Source organism: Salinivibrio sp. PR919 (assembly GCF_001995355.1).
GTDB lineage: Bacteria > Pseudomonadota > Gammaproteobacteria > Enterobacterales > Vibrionaceae > Salinivibrio > Salinivibrio proteolyticus.
Map to the genome: position 1 here is coordinate 16,451 of NZ_MUFL01000012.1, position 22,018 is coordinate 38,468.

The following is a 22,018-nucleotide window of genomic DNA, read 5'->3' on the forward strand; positions in this document are numbered from 1 at the left end:
AGCAATAGAGTGACTAGAGTCACAAAAAGTTCATATTTTGTAGTTTTATTACGCCCACCACGCCTAGATATCCGGCATGCACTCTGTTTTTCCTTCCCTTGATCCTGCGACTGTCACCACCTAGTCGACAGTGGTATGCTTGGTAAAGTCCATCTATTTCAGTAAGGCCTACTGTTTAAAAGGCCAACAATAAAATAAAATGGAGTCTACCGTGTCTGAGATCAGCCAATTATCACCCCAGCCTGTTTGGGCTTTTTTTGACCAGATTTGTGCTATTCCACATCCCTCTTACCACGAAGCACAATTGGCAGCATTCATTGTCGATTGGGCGAAAGGCCGAGGTTTAGAGGTTCGCCAAGATCCCACTGGCAATATTTTTATCCGCAAACCGGCGACGCCGGGAATGGAAAACCGCAAAGGTGTAGTACTACAAGCCCACCTTGATATGGTGCCGCAGAAAAACGAGCACACCGAGCACGACTTTACCACCGATCCGATTCGCCCTTATATCGATGGCGAGTGGGTCACGGCGGATGGCACGACATTAGGCGCCGATAACGGTATTGGGATGGCCTCCTGCCTTGCCGTCTTAGCGGCTGATGACATTGAACATGGCCCACTCGAAGTGTTGCTTACCACCAATGAAGAAGCTGGGATGGACGGTGCATTTGGCCTAGAAGCAGGCTGGCTTGAAGGGGAAGTGTTACTGAACACAGACTCCGAACAAGAAGGGGAAATCTACATGGGCTGTGCGGGCGGCGTCGATGCTAGCATGCACTTTCCGGTCGAGCGTCACACCATCGGCGACAATTTTACGCGTTTTACCGTCGGTATAAAAGGCCTAAAAGGCGGCCACTCTGGGGTGGATATTCACACGGGTCGCGCCAATGCCAATAAGCTACTTGCACGCATGCTCAGCCATCACCTCAGTGAGATTGATGTCAGCCTGATTGCATTGCGAGGCGGTACATTGCGTAACGCCATCCCGCGTGAAGCCTTTGCAGATATTGCCGTGCCAGTCGAGCAAAAAGACGCATTAGCCGCGGCGATAGATAACTACGCGCAGTTGCTTCACGATGAGTTGGGACGCTTGGAGGAGAACGTCACTGTCGTACTCGATGCGTCTGACAATCAAGCCGACCCATTGACCCGAGCCGTACAATCTCGGCTACTCGCGGCCTTAAACGCGGCGCCAAACGGTGTCATACGGATGAGCGATGATGTTCCGGGTGTGGTAGAAACCTCACTGAACTTAGGCGTTATCCAAACCGATGAGCATACTATTACGGGATTGTTTTTGATCCGCTCATTGATCGATTCAGGGCGAGAAATGGTGCAAGGCATGCTGCACTCACTGGCTGGTTTAGCGAACGTGACCGTCGAGTTTTCCGGCGCTTACCCGGGATGGAAGCCTGATCCAGACTCTGAAATCATGCATATTTTCCGTGATACCTATGAAGCTATCTATCAGCGTAAGCCTGATATCATGGTGATCCACGCGGGATTAGAGTGCGGTCTATTTAAAAAACCTTACCCGGATATGGATATGATCTCGTTTGGTCCAACGATTAAGTTCCCTCACTCACCTGATGAGAAAGTGAACATTGAAAGTGTGGGTCACTATTGGCAACAAATGCGCGCTATCTTAAAAGCGATTCCTGAAAAGCGCGCTTAAGCGAGTAAACTTAGCTGGGGGTCATTATCGTCCCCCAGCCCTACCGACAAACCAATTAGCCGCACCGCTCTACCCTCGCCTCGATAAAACGCTTCATGCAACAAGGTATCAAATAGTCCTCGATCTAACCGCTCACAGCGGTGTGCAACCGTTGTGGTTTGAAAGTCGTTGAATTTGAGTTTGACCCCTTGGCGGCAAATCCGTCCATTCGCATCGGCTTTTTCGAGTCGCCGTTGGAGCTCTTCGTATAAAGTGTCTAACCACTGTAAACAATCATTCAGCGCCGCAAGATCTTGCGATAAAGTGCGCTCTACGCCAACGGATTTACGTATCCGCTCCACTTGCACTGGACGTCGATCAATACCGTGTGCTCGCTGCCATAGTACCTGCCCAAATTTACCAAACCGCTGGATCAGTTCACCATGATCGCTACWCTGCACATCTCTACAGGTAAACAAATTCAGTTCATGAAGCTTGGTTAAGGTGACACGTCCTACGCCCGGAATGCATTGCAAAGGGAGTTCAGCCACAAAGGTGTCGACCTCGTCAGGGGTGATCACGCATAAGCCATCCGGTTTGTTGATATCTGAGGCGACTTTGGCGAGAAACTTGATTGGCGCGACGCCTGCCGACGCGGTTAATGATAGCTCGTCGCGAATGGTGTGACGAATCGCTTCTGCAATACGGGTTGCCGAGCCTTGATGACTGTCGCAATCTGTAACATCTAAGTAAGCCTCATCAAGAGAGAGGGGCTCAATAATATCGGTATAACGATGAAAAATAGCATGAAGCTGCTGAGAAACGGCGCGGTACTTGGCCATATTGCCACGCATGACCGTCAGACCGGGACATAGTTTAAGTGCTTGAGCTGTCGCCATCGCGGAACGGATCCCAAAGCGACGCGCGGGATAATTGCAGGTAGCAATCACCCCTCGCCCATCAGGTGACCCGCCAATAGCAAGAGGCACCTGTTGCAAGGCAGGGTTATCACGCATCTCCACTGCCGCATAGAAACAATCCATGTCGATATGGATGATTTTCTTCATGACAATCCTGCATGGCCACCAGATAAGACAGAGTGACTCACTGGTGGCTATCTACTGTACACCTGATCGCGTCAGGTCTCGGCTAGATAATTTGGTTTTTCTTCCACTCACGGGTTTTCTCTGCACGCGCTTCTCGCTTTTTACGTGCATCACACGGCTCTGGGCAGTCGCATTCTTTTTCAATACCGATTGCGCCTAGGCCACCACAGCTCCCACTGATGGTTTTTTGCTGTACGATGTAGCCGATCGCCATCCCTGCAATCACAAGTACAAAAACAGCAAAGGTGATAAGAAATACTGACATAATTGCTCACCTACTATCGTTATTGCGTATTTAACGCTTTAAATAAGGCTTAAACGCCTCAGATGCGATTTCTTTAAAACCGTCATCCGTTTTCACTACCATAAAGGCAGGAATATTGGCTTGATTTGCCAATGCAACGGCTTTCTCTGGTCCAAGTACCATGAAGCCTGTTGCCAAACCATCCGCCGTCATACAAGACGGGTCCAACACTGTGACAGACACTAAGCGATGATGAATCGGTCGTCCTGTTGCTGGATCAATGATGTGCGAATAGCGTACCCCATCATGCTCAAAGTAATTGCGATAATCCCCTGAGGTAGCAACCGCCATATCCCCAGGCTCAATAATCTCTTGCACCGACTGTGTGCCGGCACTAGGCTTTTCAATCGCGATGCGCCAAGGTACGCCGTCTTGGTTCACACCTTTTAATTGTAACTCACCACCAATCTCAACCAAATAGTTATCGAGCCCAAGTGACGCCAAATAGTCAGCGACCACATCTACGCCGTATCCTTTGGCGATCGTTGACAAGTCGACATAAAGGTCAGGATTGGTTTTGGTCAACTGATTGCCCGATAAAGACAGACTCTCTAACCCCGTCATCGCCATTCGCTGTGCGATTTCTTCGTCGGTCGGAATATTCTCTGGTCGTTTTTCAGGGCCAAAGCTCCAAAGGTTCACTAACGGTCCAACCGTGACATCTAACGCGCCATCGGTGAAGGCGTTAAGACGCATCGCTTCTTTCACCACTTTCGCCGTCGCGTCAGATACCTCAACCGGAGAGTCAGCACGATGTTGATTGAAACGGCTCAGCTCCGAATCGTCTCGATACGTCGACATCTGGTCATTCACCAGCTCCAAACGCTTATCGATTTCTTTTTGGATCACCGCCTTCTCGGGCGTGTTTTCCGTTGCAATGTACTTAATGGAGTAATACGTGCCCATTGTACTGTCATTAAGATGGACCAGCTCAGGTGAACGCTCACAACCGACCAAAGCCACGAGCAGTGTCAGCGTTGCCACACAGCCTAACCAAAACTTCTTCATATGGGTGTCCTTCGACGCGAGGTTGATACGTAAAATGGCTGACCCAAAGGCCAGCCATTAAAAGGTAAGTCACACGTTGCGATCTTAGCCGCCGAAGTCATCCAGAAGGATGTTTTCGTCTTCAACACCTAAGTCTTTCAGCATACCGATAACGGCTGCGTTCATCATTGGTGGACCACACATGTAGTATTCACAGTCTTCTGGCGCTTCATGATCTTTGAGGTAGTTCTCATAAAGCACGTTATGGATAAAGCCTGTGTAACCATCCCAGTTATCTTCTGGTAGTGGGTCTGACAGTGCGCAGTACCACTTGAAGTTATCGTTCTGCTCTTGAAGCATATCGAAATCTTCAACGTAGAACATTTCACGCTTAGAACGTGCACCGTACCAGAAGGTGATCTTACGATCTGAGTTCAGACGTTTAAGTTGGTCAAAGATATGCGAGCGCATTGGTGCCATACCGGCACCACCGCCGATAAAGACCATTTCAGCGTCGGTATCTTTCGCGAAGAACTCACCGAACGGCCCTGAGATCGTACACTTATCACCCGGCTTCAGTGACCAAATGTAAGACGACATTTGGCCTGGTGGCACATCAGGGTTACGTGGTGGTGGCGTTGCCACACGCACGTTCAGCATGATGATGCCTTCTTCTTCAGGGTAGTTCGCCATTGAGTAAGCACGGATGATTTCTTCATCCACTTTTGACTCATAGCGGAACAAGTTGAACTTCTCCCAGTCTTCGCGGTATTCCTCAGGAATATCAAAGTCTGAGTACTTAATGTGGTGCGCTGGCGCTTCAATCTGAATATAACCACCTGCACGGAAAGGTACAGACTCACCGTCAGGTATACGCAGCTTCAGCTCTTTGATGAAAGTGGCTTTGTTGTCGTTAGAAATAACTTCACAATCCCACTTCTTCACGCCAAAAATTTCTTCTGGCAATTCGATCTTCATGTCTTGCTTTACAGCAACCTGACATGACAGACGCTCACCTTCACGTGCTTCACCTTTGGTGATGTGATCAAGCTCGGTTGGCAGAATATCACCGCCACCTTCTTTGATTTTTACGCGGCACTGGCCACATGAGCCACCACCACCACAGGCAGAAGAAACAAACACACCAGCACCGGCCAGTGCACCAAGCAGTTTACCGCCTGGCTGAGTAACGATCGCCTTTTCAGGATCGTTATTGATATCAATTGTGACGTCACCGGTTGGTACCAGCTTGGACTTGGCGAACAAAATCACCAATACCAGCGCCAGTACAATCAGAGTAAACATCACTACACCAAGAATAATGTCCATTGACTATTCCTTTTCTCGCAGTTTACCCGGCTTACAGTTGCACACCAGAGAAAGACATAAAGCCCAATGCCATCAAACCAACTGTGATAAAGGTGATCCCCAAACCACGCAGTGCTGGCGGCACGTCTGAATATTTCATTTTCTCACGGATACCCGCTAGGGCGACGATGGCTAGCATCCAGCCCACCCCAGAACCGAAGCCGTAAACCACTGACTCTGCGAAGTTGTAATCACGCTGAACCRTGAATGATACGCCACCGAAGATGGCACAGTTCACCGTAATAAGCGGCAGAAAGATACCCAGCGCGTTGTAAAGCGGCGGGAAGAAGCGGTCGAGTACCATCTCAAGAATCTGTACCAACGCCGCGATAACGCCGATGAAGGTAACAAAGTTCAAGAAACTCAAATCGACGCCTTTCACCAGCGCGTCTTCACGCAGAACCAAGTTGTACACCAAGTTGTTAACCGGCACTGAGATGGTCAGTACCACAACCACGGCCACACCCAGACCAAATGCGGTTTTTACTTTCTTGGATACGGCCAAAAAGGTACACATACCAAGGAAGAATGCCAGCGCCATGTTCTCGATGAAGATAGAGCGCACTAGCAGGCTCAAATAATGTTCCATGTGCTATTACTCCTTCGCTTCAACTTGTTCAGGTTTGAAGGTACGCACAATCCAAATCAAAAAGCCGATGAGGAAGAATGCAGATGGGGCCAGAAGCATCAAACCGTTTGGCTGATACCAACCCCCTTCATTGACCACAGGTAGAATAGACACACCAAACACTGAGCCAGAGCCCAGTAGCTCACGGAAGAACGCGACTGTCATCAGCACAAAACCGTAGCCCAGTGAGTTACCAATACCGTCAATAAATGATGGCAATGGCGACGACTTCATCGCATACGCCTCAGCACGACCCATCACGATACAGTTGGTAATGATAAGACCAACGAATACGGACAGCTGCTTAGAAATGTCGTACACGAACGCTTTCAATGTTTGGTCAACCACGATTACCAACGACGCGATGATCGCCATCTGAACGATGATACGTACGCTGTTAGGAATGTGGTTACGGATCAAAGAAACACACAGGTTTGACATCGCCGTTACGAACATCACCGCCAACGTCATGACAAATGCCGTTTGCATCTGTGTGGTCACCGCCAACGCCGAACAAACACCGAGGACCTGTAAGGCAATCGGGTTATTGTCCAGTACCGGTGACAGAAGGTTTTTCTTCAGTTCTTTAGCTTCAGCCATCGATCAGGCCTCCCTCGCGAACTTTTGCTAGGAATGGACCAAAGCCCATGTCACTTAGCCAGAAGTTAAACTGGTTCTGAACACCATTACTGGTTAGAGTCGCTCCCGACAATGCATCGATACCGTGCTCACTACCTTGAGGAGCGCCGCCTTTAACGATGCGAATTGCTGGCTCGCCCTGCTCGTTGAATAGCTTTTTGCCATCCCACTGTGCGCGCCATTTCGGGTTTTCAACTTCACCACCTAGCCCTGGTGTTTCACCTTGCTCGTAGTAAACGATGTCAGCAACTGTATTACCGTCGGGTTCTACCGCTACGAATGCGTACATCATGCTCCAAAGACCGGAGCCATTGACGGGCAAAATCAAACGCTGAGTTTGACCTGCCTCGTCTTTGACTAAGTACACCTTAGCGACGTCAGGACGACGACCGATATCGGCAATGTTTTCATCGCCACTCAGCTTTTTCGACAAGGCCGGATCATTGGCAGCCGCACGCTGATCGTAATCAGCTGCTGATTCAACATTGACCGTCTCAGGGCTAACAAATTCACCGTCGTCTAGGCTGACCAAGCGGGTTTCAATGTACTTGTTGTAAGCATCATTGATCGCACTTTTGCCACCCGTGACATCAATACCAGCCACCGAAAGGATGTTTTTCTGTACGTCTAGCTTTGCATTAATTTGTTGCAAAGGACGTAGCGCTACTGCTGCACCAGACACCACAATCGAGCACACCAAGCTCAATGCGATAACAACGAGCAGCGTCTTTTTAATACTATCGTTACTACTTGCCATTACGAGCCAGTCTCCGTTTGATGTTGCCCTGAATCACCAGGTTATCGAACAGYGGTGCAAACAGGTTCGCGAACAAGATCGCCAGCATCATTCCTTCTGGGTATGCCGGGTTAACCACGCGAATAATCACGGCCATCGCACCAATCAAAATGCCGTACCACCATTTTGCTTTATTGGTGAACGCAGCAGAGACAGGATCCGTCGCCATGAACATCATACCGAACGCAAAACCACCCAGTACAAGGTGCCAATGAGCAGGCATGCTAAACATTGGGTTGGAATCAGAGCCAATCACATTGAACAAGGTTGCCGCGGCGACCATACCGAGGAAGGTACCCAAGATGATTCGCCATGATGCAATGCGCATGTAAACCAGCGCCGCACCGCCAATCAAGATGGCAAGCGTCGATACTTCACCCATTGAACCTGGGATATTACCAATAAAGGCGTCCATCCAAGTCATGGTTTGACCGGTCACGTTGTGCATCAGCGCCATTTCACCGCCGGTTGACCATTGACTCAGTGCAGTCGCACCCGAGAAGCCGTCCGCAGCGGTCCATACCAAATCACCAGAGATTTGAGCAGGATAGGCGAAGAACAAGAATGCACGGCCAGCCAACGCAGGGTTCAAGAAGTTACGGCCTGTACCACCAAAGATTTCTTTTGCAACCACCACACCAAAGGTGATACCCAAAGCGGCTTGCCACAATGGCAGCGTTGGCGGAACGATCAGTGCAAAAAGAATCGAGGTCACGAAGAAACCTTCGTTCACTTCGTGCTTACGGATAATACAGAACAGTACTTCCCAGAAACCACCCACGATAAACACGGTGGCATAAATAGGCAGGAAGTAGGTGGCACCCAAGACCATTTTGGTGCCCCAACCTGCACTCGCAAGCGGCCCCGCAATCGCCTCAGTCAGCCAATAGTGCCAGTTCCCTTCAATGATTTGCGCAAGCTGCGCGCCTTCATATAAATGGTTCAGGCCCATAATGGCTTGGTTACCTGTGTTGTACATACCCCAGAACATTGCGGGGAACACAGCAAACCACACCATGATCATGATGCGTTTCAAATCGATGCTGTCACGCACGTGAGCGCCAGCTTTGGTCACCATGCCTGGCGTGTACAAAATGGTCGCGACCGCTTCATACAGGGCAAACCACTTCTCGTGTTTACCGCCTGGCTCAAAGTGTGGCTCGATTTGCTCTAAAAAGTTTTTCAGGCTCATCTGTTACCCTTCCTTCTCAATTTTTTCCAGGCTCTCGCGGAGCATTGGGCCAAATTCGTACTTGCCAGGGCAGACAAATGTACAAAGTGCCAAATCCTCAGGATCTAACTCCAGCGCGCCTAACTGTTGCATACTATCTGTATCACCGGCACAGATATCACGCAGCAGCATAGTCGGCTCGATATCCAGCGGCATTACTCGCTCATAGTTACCGATTGGCACCATGGWACGATCACTACCGTTGGTCGAGGTGGTCATATTGAAAAGTTGGCCTTTAAACAGGTGGCCAAGGTACGCACGGGTCACAGAGAAGCGGTTTTTGCCGGGAGATAACCAACCGAACAGCTCTTTCTCATTACCTTCGCGTAATACAGACACTTGCAGGTGGAAACGGCCAAGATACGCATGAGGACCAGTCGCTTTGGTGCCCGAGAGTACAGAGCCTGAGATAATGCGGCTCTCGCCGGCCATCAACTCACCGTCCGTCAGCTCATCGAGGTTAGCGCCCAGTTGAGTACGTACCAAGCGTGGCTTATTGACCATAGGGCCAGCTAAGGCAACCACGCGATCGGTGTTAAGTTCACCGGTCAGGAATAAATGACCAAATGCAATGACGTCTTGGTAGTTTAGGTGCCATACCATTTTTTCCATACTTGCTGAGCGCAAGTGGTGGATATGGGTACCGACAAGACCAGCTGGGTGAGGACCAGCAAAGACATGCTGCTCAACGTTTGATTGCTTGCTAGTCGGTAACTCTACGTCTGCTTTACAAACGAATACCGTTTTTTCGGTAAGGCGAGAAACCACATCTAGGCCAGCAACGAAAGCCTCTTTTTGCTCATCAATGATCACTTTCGGATCCGCGGCAAGCGGATTGGTGTCCATGGCATTGACAAAGATAGCTTCCGGTACGGAATCAACCGCAGGCGACTTGCTAAAAGGACGAGTACGAAGCGCTGTCCACATGCCAGACTCGACCAGTTGGTCAACAATGACTTGGCGATCTAGCGATGCCAACTGTGAGGCTTCATATTTATTGAACGTGACTTGCTCGTTTCCATCGACTTCAATGACGACAGACTGAAGAACACGCTTGGCACCGCGGTTAACTTCAACCACTTTACCAGCTGCTGGTGCAGTAAATTTCACGCCCGGATTCTTTTTATCTTCAAAAAGAATCTGACCTTTTTTCACTACATCACCCACACGCGCGTGCATGGTGGGGCGCATTCCAACGTACTCTTCGCCAAGCAAGGCGACTTTCTTGACGGCTGGGCCGTCATTTATCACCTGAGTAGGAGTCCCGGCAATAGGGATATCCAAACCCTTTTTTATTGTAATCATACGCACTTGCACTACATTAACGGGAAAAAGAATTCTGTTATTGCGCAGTTAAAGACACGACTTTCGACTGTTTGGCGGCCATGACGGCCCACCGTCGCAACATCCTGCTAACCAAATCGTTACACAAAGGTAGCCTAGGTTAGTCTTTAAGCGCCGTATTCTATCACTAACCCCAGCGTTGATTCTATGGGTATTGTCACTGGAGCGTGGCAATTATCCATACCTGTACAAACAATACTCGCTGTAAGGTCACAGTTTCACTGCTGTTTTTTTGTTCACCTTAGCAGGCAACGTGAATGCTCGCCTGTGCTAACGAAACAAAAACCCCGCGCAGTTACCGCCCACCAATTCGCTCATATTTGTGTAAGAATTTGTTGCCACAACGTGAAAACTCACCATCACCGCTGACGCTATTTTCCCCCACCGCGACAAGCGGGTGAGTCAGGTGCTTGCGCTTGTGACGCCCACTCTTGCGGCGTATAAGTGTGGATCGCCAACGCATGAATATGATGAGCCAATTCATCTGATAGGGTCGTATTCACAGCTCGGTGACGTTGAATTAAACGCTGACCGTCAAATGCCTCTGATACCACCACGACTTTGAAATGGCTCTCTGACCCTTCTGGCACGTTATGCATAAAGCTTTCATTACGCACATCCAGAAAGCTAGGCGAAAATGCCTGCTCTAGCTTCTCGGTGATCTGTGTTTGTATTTTCATTTTGCTTCCCACATTTTACACGGGGAGCACGGGTGCTCTCAGTGTAGATGCTATTGATGATTTTGCGACTTTCGCGGTGGCGTGAGCTTTCAACACCAGAGATGACGCCACGTTTTAAATTGCAGTCTCTGGCTGAGTACGACAATATACCTACTTTATCTAGCGCGACGCAAAAACTCCGATGAAGACTGAAATGACGACGCCTGCGGGCCAGCCATTAATACTCCACCGTTACCCCCGACGTAAAAACGAAACGCTGCAAGCGTTCGATGCAGCCGACGAATACTTGATTGAGCACGTGGCTGAGTTGTCATTACCGGCCGGTGCGCGTGTGTTGATCATCAATGATCACTTTGGCGCGCTAAGCTGCTGGGCGTCACAACAAGGCTATGACACGATTCAAGTCAGTGATTCTGTGGTGGCACAACAAGCAACTGTCCAGAATTTAGCCGCCAATGCCCTGCCTAGCGTCGTCCAATTAACCAGCTTAGAGCCGCTGCCAGAGCGCGTCGATGTGGTGCTATTACGGATCCCGAAAAGCACACGCATGTTGTCATGGCAATTACAACAACTTGCCGCAATCACCGATTCGTCCATTCCCGTCATCGCTGCGGCGAAGACCAAAGAGATTCACACCTCAACGTTAAACCAGTTTGAGCACCAGCTCGGCAACACAGTGACCTCACTGGCGAAGAAAAAAGCACGCTTAGTATTTTGCACGCCGCGTGACGACAAACCCGAGTTAATCGACCAGCTACATACGTTCGATGTGCCTGATTACGCCATGACACTGGCGAATTTCCCCAATGTATTCTCTGCGCAAAAACTGGATATTGCGGCGTATTTGATGTTACCGCACATTCCGAGTGAACCCGGATTAAAAAGGATTGTCGATCTAGGGTGTGGTAATGGTGTGCTTGCCTTGCAAGCGGCTCGAAACAATCCAAATGCCTTTATTCATGCCGTTGACGAGAGCCATATGGCGGTCGCATCGGCGCAACGTAACCTTTTAGCGCATCACATTGCGCCTACTCGCTTTCAGTGTGAAGCGCGGGATTGTTTGAGCGAGTTTGCACACCATGATGTGGACTTGGTGATGTGTAATCCACCATTCCATCAACAACAAGCCATTACCGATCATATTGCTTGGCAAATGTTTTGTGACGCAAAACGTGTTCTGACCAATCATGGCCGCCTTTTAGTCATCGGAAACCGACATCTCGGCTATCATGCTAAGTTAAAACGCCTTTTTGGTAATGTCTCCGTCATTGCGTCGAATAAAAAATTCGTTATTCTTCAAGCAGTACACGCCCAACATTAAGTAAAGGATGCTGAACACAATGAAAAAACTGCTCGTTGCCGCTGCCGTGCTTATCCTAGCAGGCTGTTCATCGCCGCGTGATCCGCAACTAACTATCGCGCCCAAACCCGCCACCTCAAACCAACAGCAAGTGAATAACTTGCCTGTAGTTGTGAAAAGCCGTGATCTGCGTACCGCCCAGTTTGTGGCTGTCATTGACAGTGGTCGCTCTAACGTGAAGCCCCTGCATGCTAGCCAGAATCTGCGCGTTGTCTTAGAAGATACCCTTTCTCGCCAACTTTCTTCGCAAGGCTTCCGTGTAGTGGCGAATGGCCCGGGAACACTGCGCCTCGATATTCTTGATGCCCTCGTGCGTGTAAAACACACAGTGTTTAAGCACAATATGGAAGCATCGGTCCAGCTTCAGCTGGTCGCTGAATCTCCTGATGGTCGCTTCGTGAAGCGTTACACTGGCAAATCAACCCAAGAAGGGATCAGCAGCGCATCGCCTGATGATATCGAAATGGCCCTAAACAACTTGCTTGAGGCGGTGCTGCAAGATATTGCCAACGACGAGCAGTTGCTTAAGCACATGAAAGAGCACTTTTAATCATGCGTACCTTCTGCATGATGTGCATGCTTGCGTTGGCTGCATTGCCAGCGCAGGCGGAAGTGTTGGTGAAGGTGGATACAACGCTCGGCGCATTTACGCTCAGTCTTGATGAGCAAAAAGCGCCCAAAACCGTGGCTAATTTTCTCCGTTATGTTGATGATGGCAGCTATGTTGGCTCTATATTTCATCGCGTGATCCCGGGGTTCGTAGTACAAGGTGGCGGGTTTGATAAAGACCTTGAACGCCTGCCGGTATATGACACGGTTGATAACGAATCCACCAATGGCTTAAGTAACCGGCGCGCCACAATTGCGATGGCCAGAACCAATGACCCCGATTCGGCTACGCGTCAATTTTACATTAATATCAATGATAACGGCTTTCTAGACGCCACGCCCAACAAGCTTGGCTATACCGTTTTTGGTCATGTAGTTGAAGGCTTTGTCACGGTGCAAAACATTTCATCTCAATCAACCGTGACGATCCCAAGCAAGCGGATGCAAGACGTACCACAACAACCCATTGTGATAAATAGCATCTCTCGAATATCTTCTCAGTAGCTGACAGACAGGCTTGCGATCATGTTATCTAATCTTAAAGGGGCGCTTGCGCCCTATGCCGACCGCCGACTCCTTTACGTGTTCTTGATGGGCTGTTGTAGCGGCTTTCCTTGGGTGTTAATCGGCTCCAACTTAAACGGCTGGCTCGCGGATGAAGGGCTCTCTCGCACCGCTATTGGTCTATTCGGCTCGGTGTTTGTGCTGTATGCGGTGAACTTTCTCTGGGCGCCTTTGATCGATAGACTCAAAGTGCCCATGCTTAATGAGCGCTTCGGACAGCGCCGCAGTTGGATATTGCTCACCCAAGCGCTGATTCTGATCGCAACCTTAGCCTTATCTCAACTTAATTTACACGGCTTGACGGCCATCGATCCTTGGGTGACTACTGTGGTGCTTTCATCGCTGATTTTTGCGATTGCACTAGCCTCYGCCACCCAAGATGTCGCCATTGATGCCTTTCGCATTGATAATTTTGCTGAGCATGAAACCGATAAATTCCCACTTGCTTCAGCCATGTCGGTCATAGGATGGTGGACGGGGTATTCAGTGCCCGGTTACATCGGTTTTATCAACGCTGACGCCATCGGTTGGAATCAAGTGTATGTGATTATGGCAGGTTTCGTAGGCTTAATGTTACTGGCAACCTTGTACGTAAAGGAGCCTGCCAGTGACCGCGACCAACGCCAAGATGCCGCGACCCGTTACTATCTAGGGAAAGGATACAGCAGTGCACGCACTTGGTTAGCAGTGACTGTGTTTGAACCTTTTGCCGAGTTTTTCCGCCGCAACGGTGTAAAAGTTGCGTTAGCCATTCTGTTGTTTGTTTTTCTCTTTAAGATTGGCGAGGCCTTTTTGGGCCGCATGTCGATTGTCTTTTACAAAGATGTTGGCTTCAGCAATGAGCAAATTGGCTACTATTCCAAACTCATTGGTTGGGGGCTGACGGTGGTGTACACCTTAATCGGTAGCTACATTAACTTGCGCTTTGGGGTGATCAAAGGCCTGTTTATTGGCGGTGTAGCTATGGCCTCCAGTAATTTGATGTTTGCTTGGCTTGCCGTGGTGGGGCCAGACGAGCACCTGCTGCTAGGCGCGATACTGGTGGATAACTTCACCTCGGCTTTCGCCACTATTGCCTTTGTATCTTTCTTGACCTTCTTAACTGGGCGAGCTTTTTCCGCCACTCAATACGCACTGCTTGCATCCTTGGGTAACCTTGGCCGCACCTCTCTTGCATCGTTCAGCGGTATGATGGTGGACTGGCTAGACAGCTGGTCAACATTTTTCGTAATAACCTCATTAATGGTGATCCCAGGTCTAGTCATGCTGATCTATATTGGTAGACATTTTAGAAAACAATCATCGCATCATGACGCCTCTTCTGGACAATGCCTAAAAACCCGGCAGGACTAGCTTTCAACCATCACAGCGGAGTGCAAAAAATTGCGCTCTGCACCCCATTAATTTGTAATTAAGATCACATAAAAATGACATGTAATCGGATACATGCCATCTTCAGTCACATCTATAATTCTTGTCTACATTTGTTACATTCTATGCAGTGAACTTAATCAATATACTGCCTCCATTGAATTCAACGGTTACACACTTAAGCAGAGGCAGTCACCATGAAAAAGTCCCTACTCGCACTTGCCGTCATGGCAGCTAGCGCGGCACCTATCGCCAACGCAGCTGATTACTCAGACGATATCTATAAAAACGATCATAAATGGCTTCAGTTTAACGCCATGTATGCCATCAACGAGAAACCTCAGTTCGGTACTGACACCGATAAGGATCATAATTACCTCGAGATGGAATTTGGCGGCCGTAAGGGCGTGGTTGATCTCTATGGCTATGTGGACATCTTCGATCTTGCCGAAAGCGATAGCGACAACAACAATAAAAAAGGCGCGCCTAAAGCCTTTATGAAGCTAGCACCACGCTTCTCAATTGACGGCATCACCGGACAAGACTTGTCGTTTGGCCCTGTACAAGAAGTCTACTTTTCAACTCTGTTTAACTGGGGTGGTGGCGATAGTGACACTAACAACTCGTTCTGGGGTGTCGGTGCCGATGTTGAACTGCCTTGGTTTGGCAAAGTAGGCATGAACCTTTACGGTTTGTATGACATCAACAAAAAAGATTGGAACGGTTACCAATTCTCGACCAACTGGTTTAAGCCTTTCCACTTCTTTGACAATGGTAGCTTCCTGTCTTATCAAGGCTATATCGATTACCAGTTCGGTGCCGATGACACTTTCAAAGGCAACAGCCAAGCGACCCACGGCGGCGCGATGTTTAACGGCCTATATTGGCACTCAGACAACTACGCCCTCGGTTATGGCCTTAAAGCCTATAACGATGTCTACTTGATTGAAGATGGTGGCACAACGGAAAGCTCAGGTATTTCCCACTACCTAAGCGCCACCTACAAGTTCTAACTGACTGCGCCGGCCTCTCGGCCGGCGCTTTTTTTCTCCCCAACTTGTTTCTCTGTCTTGCTCCTGCCTCGTGATAAACTATGCACTTTTAACCGCTCTGAGCTTGTCATGAACATAACTTTTATCGGTGCAGGCGCAATTGGTACTTTGTGGGCAACCCAATTAGTGCAAGCCGGTCATCGCGTGCAGGTGATCACCCGCAAAGGCACGGAAGTGTGTCGGCAATTGGTACTCGACAGCCATACCGTAACGGTCCCCGCTAACCAGCCACAAGCCATTACCGATTGCGATCTATTAATGGTGTGTACCAAGGCTTATGACGTCATGCATGCCTTGCAACCTCTCATCGAGCAGCTTCATCCCGATACAATCATCGTCTTAATGCACAATGGGATGGGACCGCATGCGCAAATCAACACGCTAGTGAGCCCGTCGCAACCTTTATTGCTCGCCACCACGTCACACGGCGTCTTTAGCCCCTCTCAAGGGAGCTATCAGCATACCGGCCACGGAGAGACTTACATCGGCGCGGCAAATCAGGCAGGTCAGCAGTGTGCCTTTGTCGCCGAAGTGTTAGATCATGCCTTATCGCCAGTGCACTGGCACGAAGCGATTATCCATCAGCTATGGCATAAGCTGGCGGTTAATTGTGTGATCAATCCACTCACCGCGATTCATCAAGTGAATAACGGAGCATTGTTATCTGCCGACTACCAAGACACCATCCAGTTACTTTGCCAAGAACTTGCCCGTGTAATGCAGGCTGACGGAATCGCTACCCATGCCGAACAGCTAAAAACACAAGCACTGACAGTGGCACGCGCCACCGCAAATAACTACTCATCAATGAATCGCGACTGCTATCATGGCAGAAAGACAGAGCTTGAACAGATCACAGGCTATTTACTGGCTCGAGCGGCACATCATCAGATTAAGGTGCCTACTCATCAGGCGCTGTATGATGCCGTAAAGCAACGTGAGGTACAAAAAGGATAWTCATGAAACCGATTAACGTCTTAGTATGCGTGGCACCCGGCAGCGAGGAAATGGAAACCGTCACCGCCATTGATGTGATGAAGCGGGCTGGTTTTTGTGTCACCGTTGCCAGCGCCGACCCTGAAGGTTCACTCACTTTGACCTGTTCTCGTGGCGTACAATTAGTGTGCGATGCACCTTTGGCGAGTGTGGCCGACCAGCCGTTTGATTGCGTCATTTTACCCGGGGGCATTGACGGGGCGCAGTGTTTAGGCGATAGCGCGATCGTGACAGAAATTATCAAACAACAGCAAAGTGACCATGCATGGGTCGCGGCTATCTGCGCGGCTCCCGCGCTTGTCTTGCAGCGCCACCAGCTTTACCCCACCTCTCATATCAGTTGCCACCCCAGTGTCAGCGATCAGATCCCAGAGCAATGGCGCAGTCGTCGCCGTGTGATGACTGATTATGATCACAAGTTGATCACCAGCCAAGGCCCGGGCTCTGCGCTCGAATTTGCCATTGAGATTGTTCACGTCTTGGCAGGGAAAGCTCTGGCTTGGCAGGTTGCCGAACCTATGGTCCCCCTCCCAAACTTGCAGTACGAGAAAAAATTCGCCGAATAAAAAACAGGCAGCGAGGCTGCCTGTTTTTCTTTGCTTAAATCGAGCTTTTTTCGCGATTAGCCGCGATAGACTTTGACATTTTCAAAGCCCATATCTTTTAGATACAGCGCTTGAAGGCGGCTCATCACACCACGCTCACAGTACAGCAAGTAGGTTTTGCTTTGGTCTAGGTCGCCAAAGCGGGTCGCTAATTTAAAGAAAGGAATATGAACAACGTCAGTGCCGTCGATGTTCAGTGGCTTTTCCTCTTCGTCATCACTGCTGCGAATATCAATGACAATCGCGCCTTGCTCGGCCTCGTTAACCAGTTCAACCTCGGGGACCTTTTCCTGACTGAGTTTCTCGATATCGCGAATATCCATCACCGAGGCATTGTTAACCACTTGCTCCAGTAACGCGAAGTCAAATTTCGCTTCCTCGGCCTCAAGTTTGGCTTTCTCGGCTTTAATCGTCGGGCTTTTTGAAATCACACCACAGAATTCAGGCATGGTTTTAGCGAAGTCTTCAGTGCCGATTTTACGGGCTGTCTGGATTATGTCTTCTTTATCCCAGTTGATCAGCGGACGCAAGATTAACGTGTCCGTCACGTTATCAATCATACGTAAATTGGTCAGGGTTTGGCTCGATACTTGTCCCAATGCTTCGCCGGTGACCAGAGCTTGAATACCGAAACGCTCGGCAACCATGCTCGCCGTACGCATAAACATCCGCTTTAGCACGACTCCCATCTGACCATCATCGATGTTTTCGAGGATACTGGCGACAACCGGCTCAAAGTCGATAGAAATAAATTTCACTTTCGCCGACGAGCCAAACTTGTTCCACAAGAAGTGCGATACCTGCTGCACACCCGTTTCATGGGTTTTGCCGCCTAAGTTGAAGAAGCAATAATGAACCTTGCTACCGCGCTTAATATGCAGGTAGCTAGACACCCCTGAGTCGAATCCTCCGGAGATCAGGCTCAGCACATCTTCTTGCGTGCCGAGAGGGAAGCCACCCAAGCCGGTGTGCCGGTGCTTCACCAAGTTCAGCTTATCGTGGTCCACTTCCATCATTACGGTGACATCAGGCTTTTTCAGCTGTACGCTGGCGCTCGGAACGGCTTGGTTTAATCCTCCCCCCACGTAGCGTTCCACATCAATCGAGGTAAAGTCATGCTTTCCGCGGCGTTTAGCGCGCACGCAAAAGGTTTTGCCTTCGATTTGATGACGAACGCCCGCAAGGGTGAGCTCATAGATATGGTGTAAATCATTAAATAATGTTTGCTCAACCTCAAGCACCGTCTGCACGCCAGGTGTGTTGGTTAACACATCCAGTACAAGCTGACGCTCGTTTGGTTGTTTTAACGTCACCTCAATGTGATCCCTACGGTTATATACTGCCGTATTATCTGTCCGGCGCTTTAAAATATTACGAATATTGCATTCGAGGATTTTTGTAAAACGCTTTCTGACAGACTCACTTTTGACGATCACCTCAGGGTGTATTTTAACGATAAACTTCATAACCGGTTCGATACAGCTGGAAACAAGGTCGCGGATTATACAATAACCACGCCCTAGCTGAAACCGGGCATTGTTGTGTCTGAGCAAAAGTGAAAAATCTGACCGTAATAAACGTTTTTAATCAGTCCATTACGGTCAGAATCCAGCTGAATCTGGCTTATGGGGTAGGTGCAGCCGCGTTGTCGGCCGATATTTCATCCGAGAAACTGGGTTTTCCTTGGATCACAGCAATTTCCACACGGCGATTGGCCGCGCGGTTATCTGGCGAGTTATTCGGCGCTCGCGGCTGAGTATCCGCCAGCCCTTCCACTTTCATACGCAAGTGGTTGAAGCCGGGCACCTCTTCCATTTCTTGTGCCACCGATACCGCACGCTGCGCGGATAAATCCCAGTTGGAGCGGTATAGCTCCGATTCCAAAGGTGTGCTGTCCGTGTGGCCTGACACTTTGATTTCACCGGGCACATCTTTCACCAGTTCCGCAATTTGACGTACCATGGGGCGGAATTTGGGTTGCAAAAAGGCTGAGTTCTGCGGAAACGCGCCTTTCTCACGAATACGGATCACCAGTTGTTGACCCAAGTTTTCAACTTCAACGGCCCCTTCTTCGATTTCACGTTCTAGCGCCTGCACAATCATTTTTTGCAACTGTTCCATTTGCTGCTGACTTTGTTGCTGCTCCAGTTGAGAAGCAACCTGTGCACTGGTGCCTCCCTCCATATCCGACGCAGTGCGTTGTGAGCCTCCTGAACGGTCCGACTCCCCTTCTTGGAAATTGAGTGTTCGTTGGGTCATATCGATGGTTYGCTGCATGATCACTTCAATAGGAGTCGGCTCTGGTCGCCCGGGACGGAACTCTTGCGCAATCACACTGGTGCCTTTGGGAATGTCTTTGACTTCCAAAACATTTTGTACCCCGAAGGCAAACTTCATCGACCCTGCTATCTGCTTAAACTTCAAAACGTCCATCTCAGAAAAGGACAGCAAAAGTACGAAAAAGCACATCAGCAGTGACATCAGGTCAGCGAACGTCCCCATCCACGGCGGCAAGCCGGGCGGTGGACATTTGCATTCCTCTTCTTCTTGTTGTGCCATCTAGACTCCTTACCCACGGATCACTGGCGTGAGCGGCCAATGCTTAATTATCAACATCCACTTCACGTTTGCTCTCGTTGAGGTAGTTTTTCAAAAATCCGTCGATAACACGTGGGTTTTGCCCATCCTGAATGGCCAATAAGCCATCCATAATTAAGCGCCGATTCAGTTTTTCTTGCCCTTTACGCAACGCGAGCTTGTTAGCGATAGGTGTTGCGACCATGTTGGCGAGCATGGCGCCGTACATAGTGGTCAACAAGGCCACGGCCATCGCAGGACCTATGGCTTTCGGGTCATCCATATTAGAGAGCATCGCCACCAGACCAATCAAGGTCCCGATCATCCCCATTGCCGGAGCAACATCGGCTAACGCCGCGTAAAAACTGATCCCGTGGTCATGCCGCTCTTCGGTTAGGTTGATGTCTTTTTGCAAAGTGGCCCGCACCACATCCGCATCATGCCCATCCACCAGCAAATCAACCCCTTTTTGCATAAACGAGTTACTAACTTCCATCTCTTCCAACGCCAAAAAGCCGCCTTTACGGGCGGCATCTGCCATTTCAATAATCTTTGCAATCAAGTCTTCCGGGTCATCCGACTTAAACATGAACGCCTTGCCTGCAATCTTAAAGCAAGCAAAGAACTGCCCCATGGTGTATTTGGTCAACACCACGAAAAGACTGCCCCCGATAACAATCAGTACGGACGGCACGTCGAAATACATGTTCATGGTGCCGCCCAACAGCATGGCCATAATGACGAATGCGAACGAGCCTATAATGCCGATGAGCGTCGCTATATCCACGTCAGTCTCCCTTAGATTACATCGGTTCGTTATTATTTGTTTTTGTTGTCTTTGGTTGTATCGGCAACCAATCCTATAGGTTTAGCGCAAATCCGCAAATACCAACAAGCAGAATGCGTGATTTACAAAGCGGCGTTTGGGACACAAAAATCGTCTGATGAATTTGACCCCCTGTCAGCACTGGGTTAACGTCTGCCCCTCCTTCTCTAATTTTATTGCATCATGGCTGTGAAGAAACCAGAAAATATGACCTTTGAGGACACCCTCAAAGAGTTGGATGCGATCGTCGGCGCTTTAGAGACTGGCGATCTCGCCCTTGATACGGCAATGAAGCGCTTTGAGCGTGGTATTGCGCTTGCGCGCCAAGGACAAAAAACCTTAGCAGATGCCGAACAGCGCGTTGAGATTCTGCTTTCTCAAGATGATGACGCGCCACTGACTGAATTTTCGCACGACGACAATGACTGATTCCGTTGTACAGCTCGCGCTGCGGGAGACTCAACACCGCAGCAACCAACAGCTATCGCGTTGGCTAGACACACTCTCTCACCAAGATTTACCGCTTATTAAAGCAATGCGCCACGGCTTACTGCTCGGTGGCAAACGCGTTCGTCCTTTCTTGACCTATGCTACCGGACAATTGTTTGGCGTGCCTATCACTGACTTGGACACGCCCGCTGTGGCGGTAGAGTGCATTCACGCGTACTCTCTGATCCACGATGATTTGCCCGCCATGGATGAYGATAGTCTGCGACGAGGTCAACCTACCTGCCATATCGAGTTTGATGAAGCGACCGCCATTCTCGCCGGGGATGCCTTGCAAACTTTGGCGTTTACGGTGTTATCCGAAGGGTCACTCAATCCAAACGCTGAGTCTTACCGTATCGACATGATCAGAACGCTTGCAAACGCCAGTGGCGCCAGTGGAATGTGCCTGGGTCAAGCGCTCGATCTCGCTGCTGAGGGCCAACACGTCGGGTTAGAGGCGTTAAAACAAATCCACCGTAACAAAACGGGGGCATTAATTCGAGGCGCGGTAAGACTGGGGGCTTATGCCGCCGGCGAGAAAGGGGTAATACACCTTGACGAGCTAGATACCTTTGCCAACGCCATTGGCCTCGCGTTTCAAGTGCAAGATGACATTTTAGATATCACAAGCGATACCCAAACATTGGGGAAACCGCAGGGATCGGACATGAGCGCGGATAAAAGCACCTACCCTGCGCTACTCGGTTTACAGGGCGCGCAAGAAAAAGCACAGCAACTTTACCAAGAAGCACTACACGCGCTGCATGCGATCCCCTACAATACCGAACAACTGGAAGTTTTTGCCCGATATATCATCGAGCGCAACAACTAG

At 49.6% G+C, this 22,018-nt stretch carries 23 protein-coding genes; 10 read left to right on the forward strand and 13 right to left on the reverse strand.

The window, feature by feature from the left end:
- Positions 1 to 211: 211 nt before the first annotated feature.
- Positions 212 to 1,675, forward strand: a complete 1,464-nt coding sequence (locus tag BZG83_RS03685; protein ID WP_108743591.1) for an aminoacyl-histidine dipeptidase — start codon at positions 212 to 214, stop codon at positions 1,673 to 1,675.
- Here BZG83_RS03685 and dinB read toward each other — a convergent pair.
- The 10 genes from dinB to bolA all read right to left on the reverse strand — a co-directional run bounded on the left by dinB (position 1,672) and on the right by bolA (position 10,737).
- The gene (dinB, locus tag BZG83_RS03690; protein WP_077479414.1) at positions 1,672 to 2,721 is read right to left on the reverse strand and encodes a DNA polymerase IV; all 1,050 of its coding nucleotides are present in this window, start codon (positions 2,719 to 2,721) and stop codon (positions 1,672 to 1,674) included. The genes BZG83_RS03685 and dinB overlap by 4 nt on opposite strands.
- Positions 2,722 to 2,803: 82 nt before the next feature.
- Complete coding sequence (gene nqrM, locus BZG83_RS03695; protein WP_069587436.1) at positions 2,804 to 3,025, reverse strand: (Na+)-NQR maturation NqrM; 222 nt, start codon at positions 3,023 to 3,025, stop codon at positions 2,804 to 2,806.
- 30 nt (positions 3,026 to 3,055) lie between these two features.
- A complete protein-coding gene (locus tag BZG83_RS03700) occupies positions 3,056 to 4,072 on the reverse strand; it encodes an FAD:protein FMN transferase (protein WP_077479415.1) in 1,017 nt (338 codons plus the stop codon).
- Positions 4,073 to 4,156: 84 nt separating this feature from the next.
- The gene (gene nqrF / locus BZG83_RS03705; RefSeq protein WP_077479416.1) at positions 4,157 to 5,380 is read right to left on the reverse strand and encodes an NADH:ubiquinone reductase (Na(+)-transporting) subunit F; all 1,224 of its coding nucleotides are present in this window, start codon (positions 5,378 to 5,380) and stop codon (positions 4,157 to 4,159) included.
- Between the two features lie 31 nt (positions 5,381 to 5,411).
- Positions 5,412 to 6,008, reverse strand: a complete 597-nt coding sequence (gene nqrE, locus BZG83_RS03710) for an NADH:ubiquinone reductase (Na(+)-transporting) subunit E (RefSeq protein ID WP_077479417.1) — start codon at positions 6,006 to 6,008, stop codon at positions 5,412 to 5,414.
- Positions 6,009 to 6,014: 6 nt separating this feature from the next.
- Positions 6,015 to 6,647 (reverse strand): NADH:ubiquinone reductase (Na(+)-transporting) subunit D, encoded by a 633-nt coding sequence (locus BZG83_RS03715; protein ID WP_069587440.1) that lies wholly within the window; start codon positions 6,645 to 6,647, stop codon positions 6,015 to 6,017.
- Positions 6,640 to 7,443 (reverse strand): Na(+)-translocating NADH-quinone reductase subunit C, encoded by an 804-nt coding sequence (locus BZG83_RS03720; protein ID WP_077455572.1) that lies wholly within the window; start codon positions 7,441 to 7,443, stop codon positions 6,640 to 6,642. The genes BZG83_RS03715 and BZG83_RS03720 overlap by 8 nt, the downstream gene beginning before the upstream one ends.
- The gene (locus BZG83_RS16505; RefSeq protein WP_069587442.1) at positions 7,433 to 8,674 is read right to left on the reverse strand and encodes an NADH:ubiquinone reductase (Na(+)-transporting) subunit B; all 1,242 of its coding nucleotides are present in this window, start codon (positions 8,672 to 8,674) and stop codon (positions 7,433 to 7,435) included. Before BZG83_RS16505 ends, BZG83_RS03720 begins: the two co-directional genes overlap by 11 nt.
- 3 nt (positions 8,675 to 8,677) lie before the next feature.
- Positions 8,678 to 10,018: a Na(+)-translocating NADH-quinone reductase subunit A gene (locus tag BZG83_RS16510; RefSeq protein ID WP_108744046.1), complete on the reverse strand. Its 1,341-nt coding sequence runs from the start codon at positions 10,016 to 10,018 to the stop codon at positions 8,678 to 8,680.
- Between the two features lie 410 nt (positions 10,019 to 10,428).
- A complete protein-coding gene (gene bolA, locus BZG83_RS03730) occupies positions 10,429 to 10,737 on the reverse strand; it encodes a transcriptional regulator BolA (RefSeq protein WP_077479418.1) in 309 nt (102 codons plus the stop codon).
- A gap of 193 nt (positions 10,738 to 10,930) precedes the next feature.
- On the opposite strand from bolA, the gene BZG83_RS03735 reads away from it, so the two are divergent.
- The 7 genes from BZG83_RS03735 (at position 10,931) to BZG83_RS03765 (ending at position 17,255) form a co-directional block, all read left to right on the forward strand.
- Positions 10,931 to 12,058: a methyltransferase gene (locus tag BZG83_RS03735; protein WP_232111986.1), complete on the forward strand. Its 1,128-nt coding sequence runs from the start codon at positions 10,931 to 10,933 to the stop codon at positions 12,056 to 12,058.
- A gap of 19 nt (positions 12,059 to 12,077) precedes the next feature.
- Entirely contained in the window at positions 12,078 to 12,647 is a 570-nt protein-coding gene (locus BZG83_RS03740; RefSeq protein WP_069587446.1) for a YajG family lipoprotein, read from the forward strand.
- A gap of 2 nt (positions 12,648 to 12,649) precedes the next feature.
- Complete coding sequence (locus BZG83_RS03745) at positions 12,650 to 13,210, forward strand: peptidylprolyl isomerase (protein WP_077479420.1); 561 nt, start codon at positions 12,650 to 12,652, stop codon at positions 13,208 to 13,210.
- 21 nt (positions 13,211 to 13,231) lie between these two features.
- Positions 13,232 to 14,623 carry an AmpG family muropeptide MFS transporter gene (locus tag BZG83_RS03750; protein WP_077479421.1) on the forward strand — a complete coding sequence of 464 codons (1,392 nt, stop codon included), beginning with the start codon at positions 13,232 to 13,234 and terminating at the stop codon, positions 14,621 to 14,623.
- 215 nt (positions 14,624 to 14,838) lie between these two features.
- Positions 14,839 to 15,654, forward strand: a complete 816-nt coding sequence (locus BZG83_RS03755; protein ID WP_077479422.1) for a nucleoside-specific channel-forming Tsx family protein — start codon at positions 14,839 to 14,841, stop codon at positions 15,652 to 15,654.
- 108 nt (positions 15,655 to 15,762) lie between these two features.
- Complete coding sequence (locus BZG83_RS03760) at positions 15,763 to 16,656, forward strand: 2-dehydropantoate 2-reductase (RefSeq protein ID WP_077479423.1); 894 nt, start codon at positions 15,763 to 15,765, stop codon at positions 16,654 to 16,656.
- Entirely contained in the window at positions 16,653 to 17,255 is a 603-nt protein-coding gene (locus tag BZG83_RS03765; protein WP_077479424.1) for a DJ-1 family glyoxalase III, read from the forward strand. Before BZG83_RS03760 ends, BZG83_RS03765 begins: the two co-directional genes overlap by 4 nt.
- Positions 17,256 to 17,311: 56 nt before the next feature.
- On the opposite strand, the gene thiI is transcribed toward BZG83_RS03765, so the two are convergent.
- From thiI to pomA, 3 genes are all read right to left on the reverse strand, one after another.
- On the reverse strand, positions 17,312 to 18,760 hold the full coding sequence (gene thiI / locus BZG83_RS03770; RefSeq protein ID WP_077479425.1) for a tRNA uracil 4-sulfurtransferase ThiI: 1,449 nt from the start codon (positions 18,758 to 18,760) through the stop codon (positions 17,312 to 17,314).
- Between the two features lie 157 nt (positions 18,761 to 18,917).
- Positions 18,918 to 19,853, reverse strand: coding sequence for a flagellar motor protein MotB (locus BZG83_RS03775; protein WP_077479426.1), 936 nt, complete (start codon positions 19,851 to 19,853; stop codon positions 18,918 to 18,920).
- Positions 19,854 to 19,896: 43 nt separating this feature from the next.
- Positions 19,897 to 20,658 carry a flagellar motor protein PomA gene (pomA, locus tag BZG83_RS03780; protein WP_077479427.1) on the reverse strand — a complete coding sequence of 254 codons (762 nt, stop codon included), beginning with the start codon at positions 20,656 to 20,658 and terminating at the stop codon, positions 19,897 to 19,899.
- 222 nt (positions 20,659 to 20,880) lie between these two features.
- Between pomA and xseB the strand changes: the two genes are divergently transcribed.
- Both xseB and ispA read left to right on the forward strand, forming a co-directional pair.
- A complete protein-coding gene (gene xseB, locus BZG83_RS03785; RefSeq protein ID WP_069587455.1) occupies positions 20,881 to 21,126 on the forward strand; it encodes an exodeoxyribonuclease VII small subunit in 246 nt (81 codons plus the stop codon).
- On the forward strand, positions 21,119 to 22,018 hold the full coding sequence (gene ispA, locus BZG83_RS03790; RefSeq protein WP_077479428.1) for a (2E,6E)-farnesyl diphosphate synthase: 900 nt from the start codon (positions 21,119 to 21,121) through the stop codon (positions 22,016 to 22,018). The genes xseB and ispA overlap by 8 nt, the downstream gene beginning before the upstream one ends.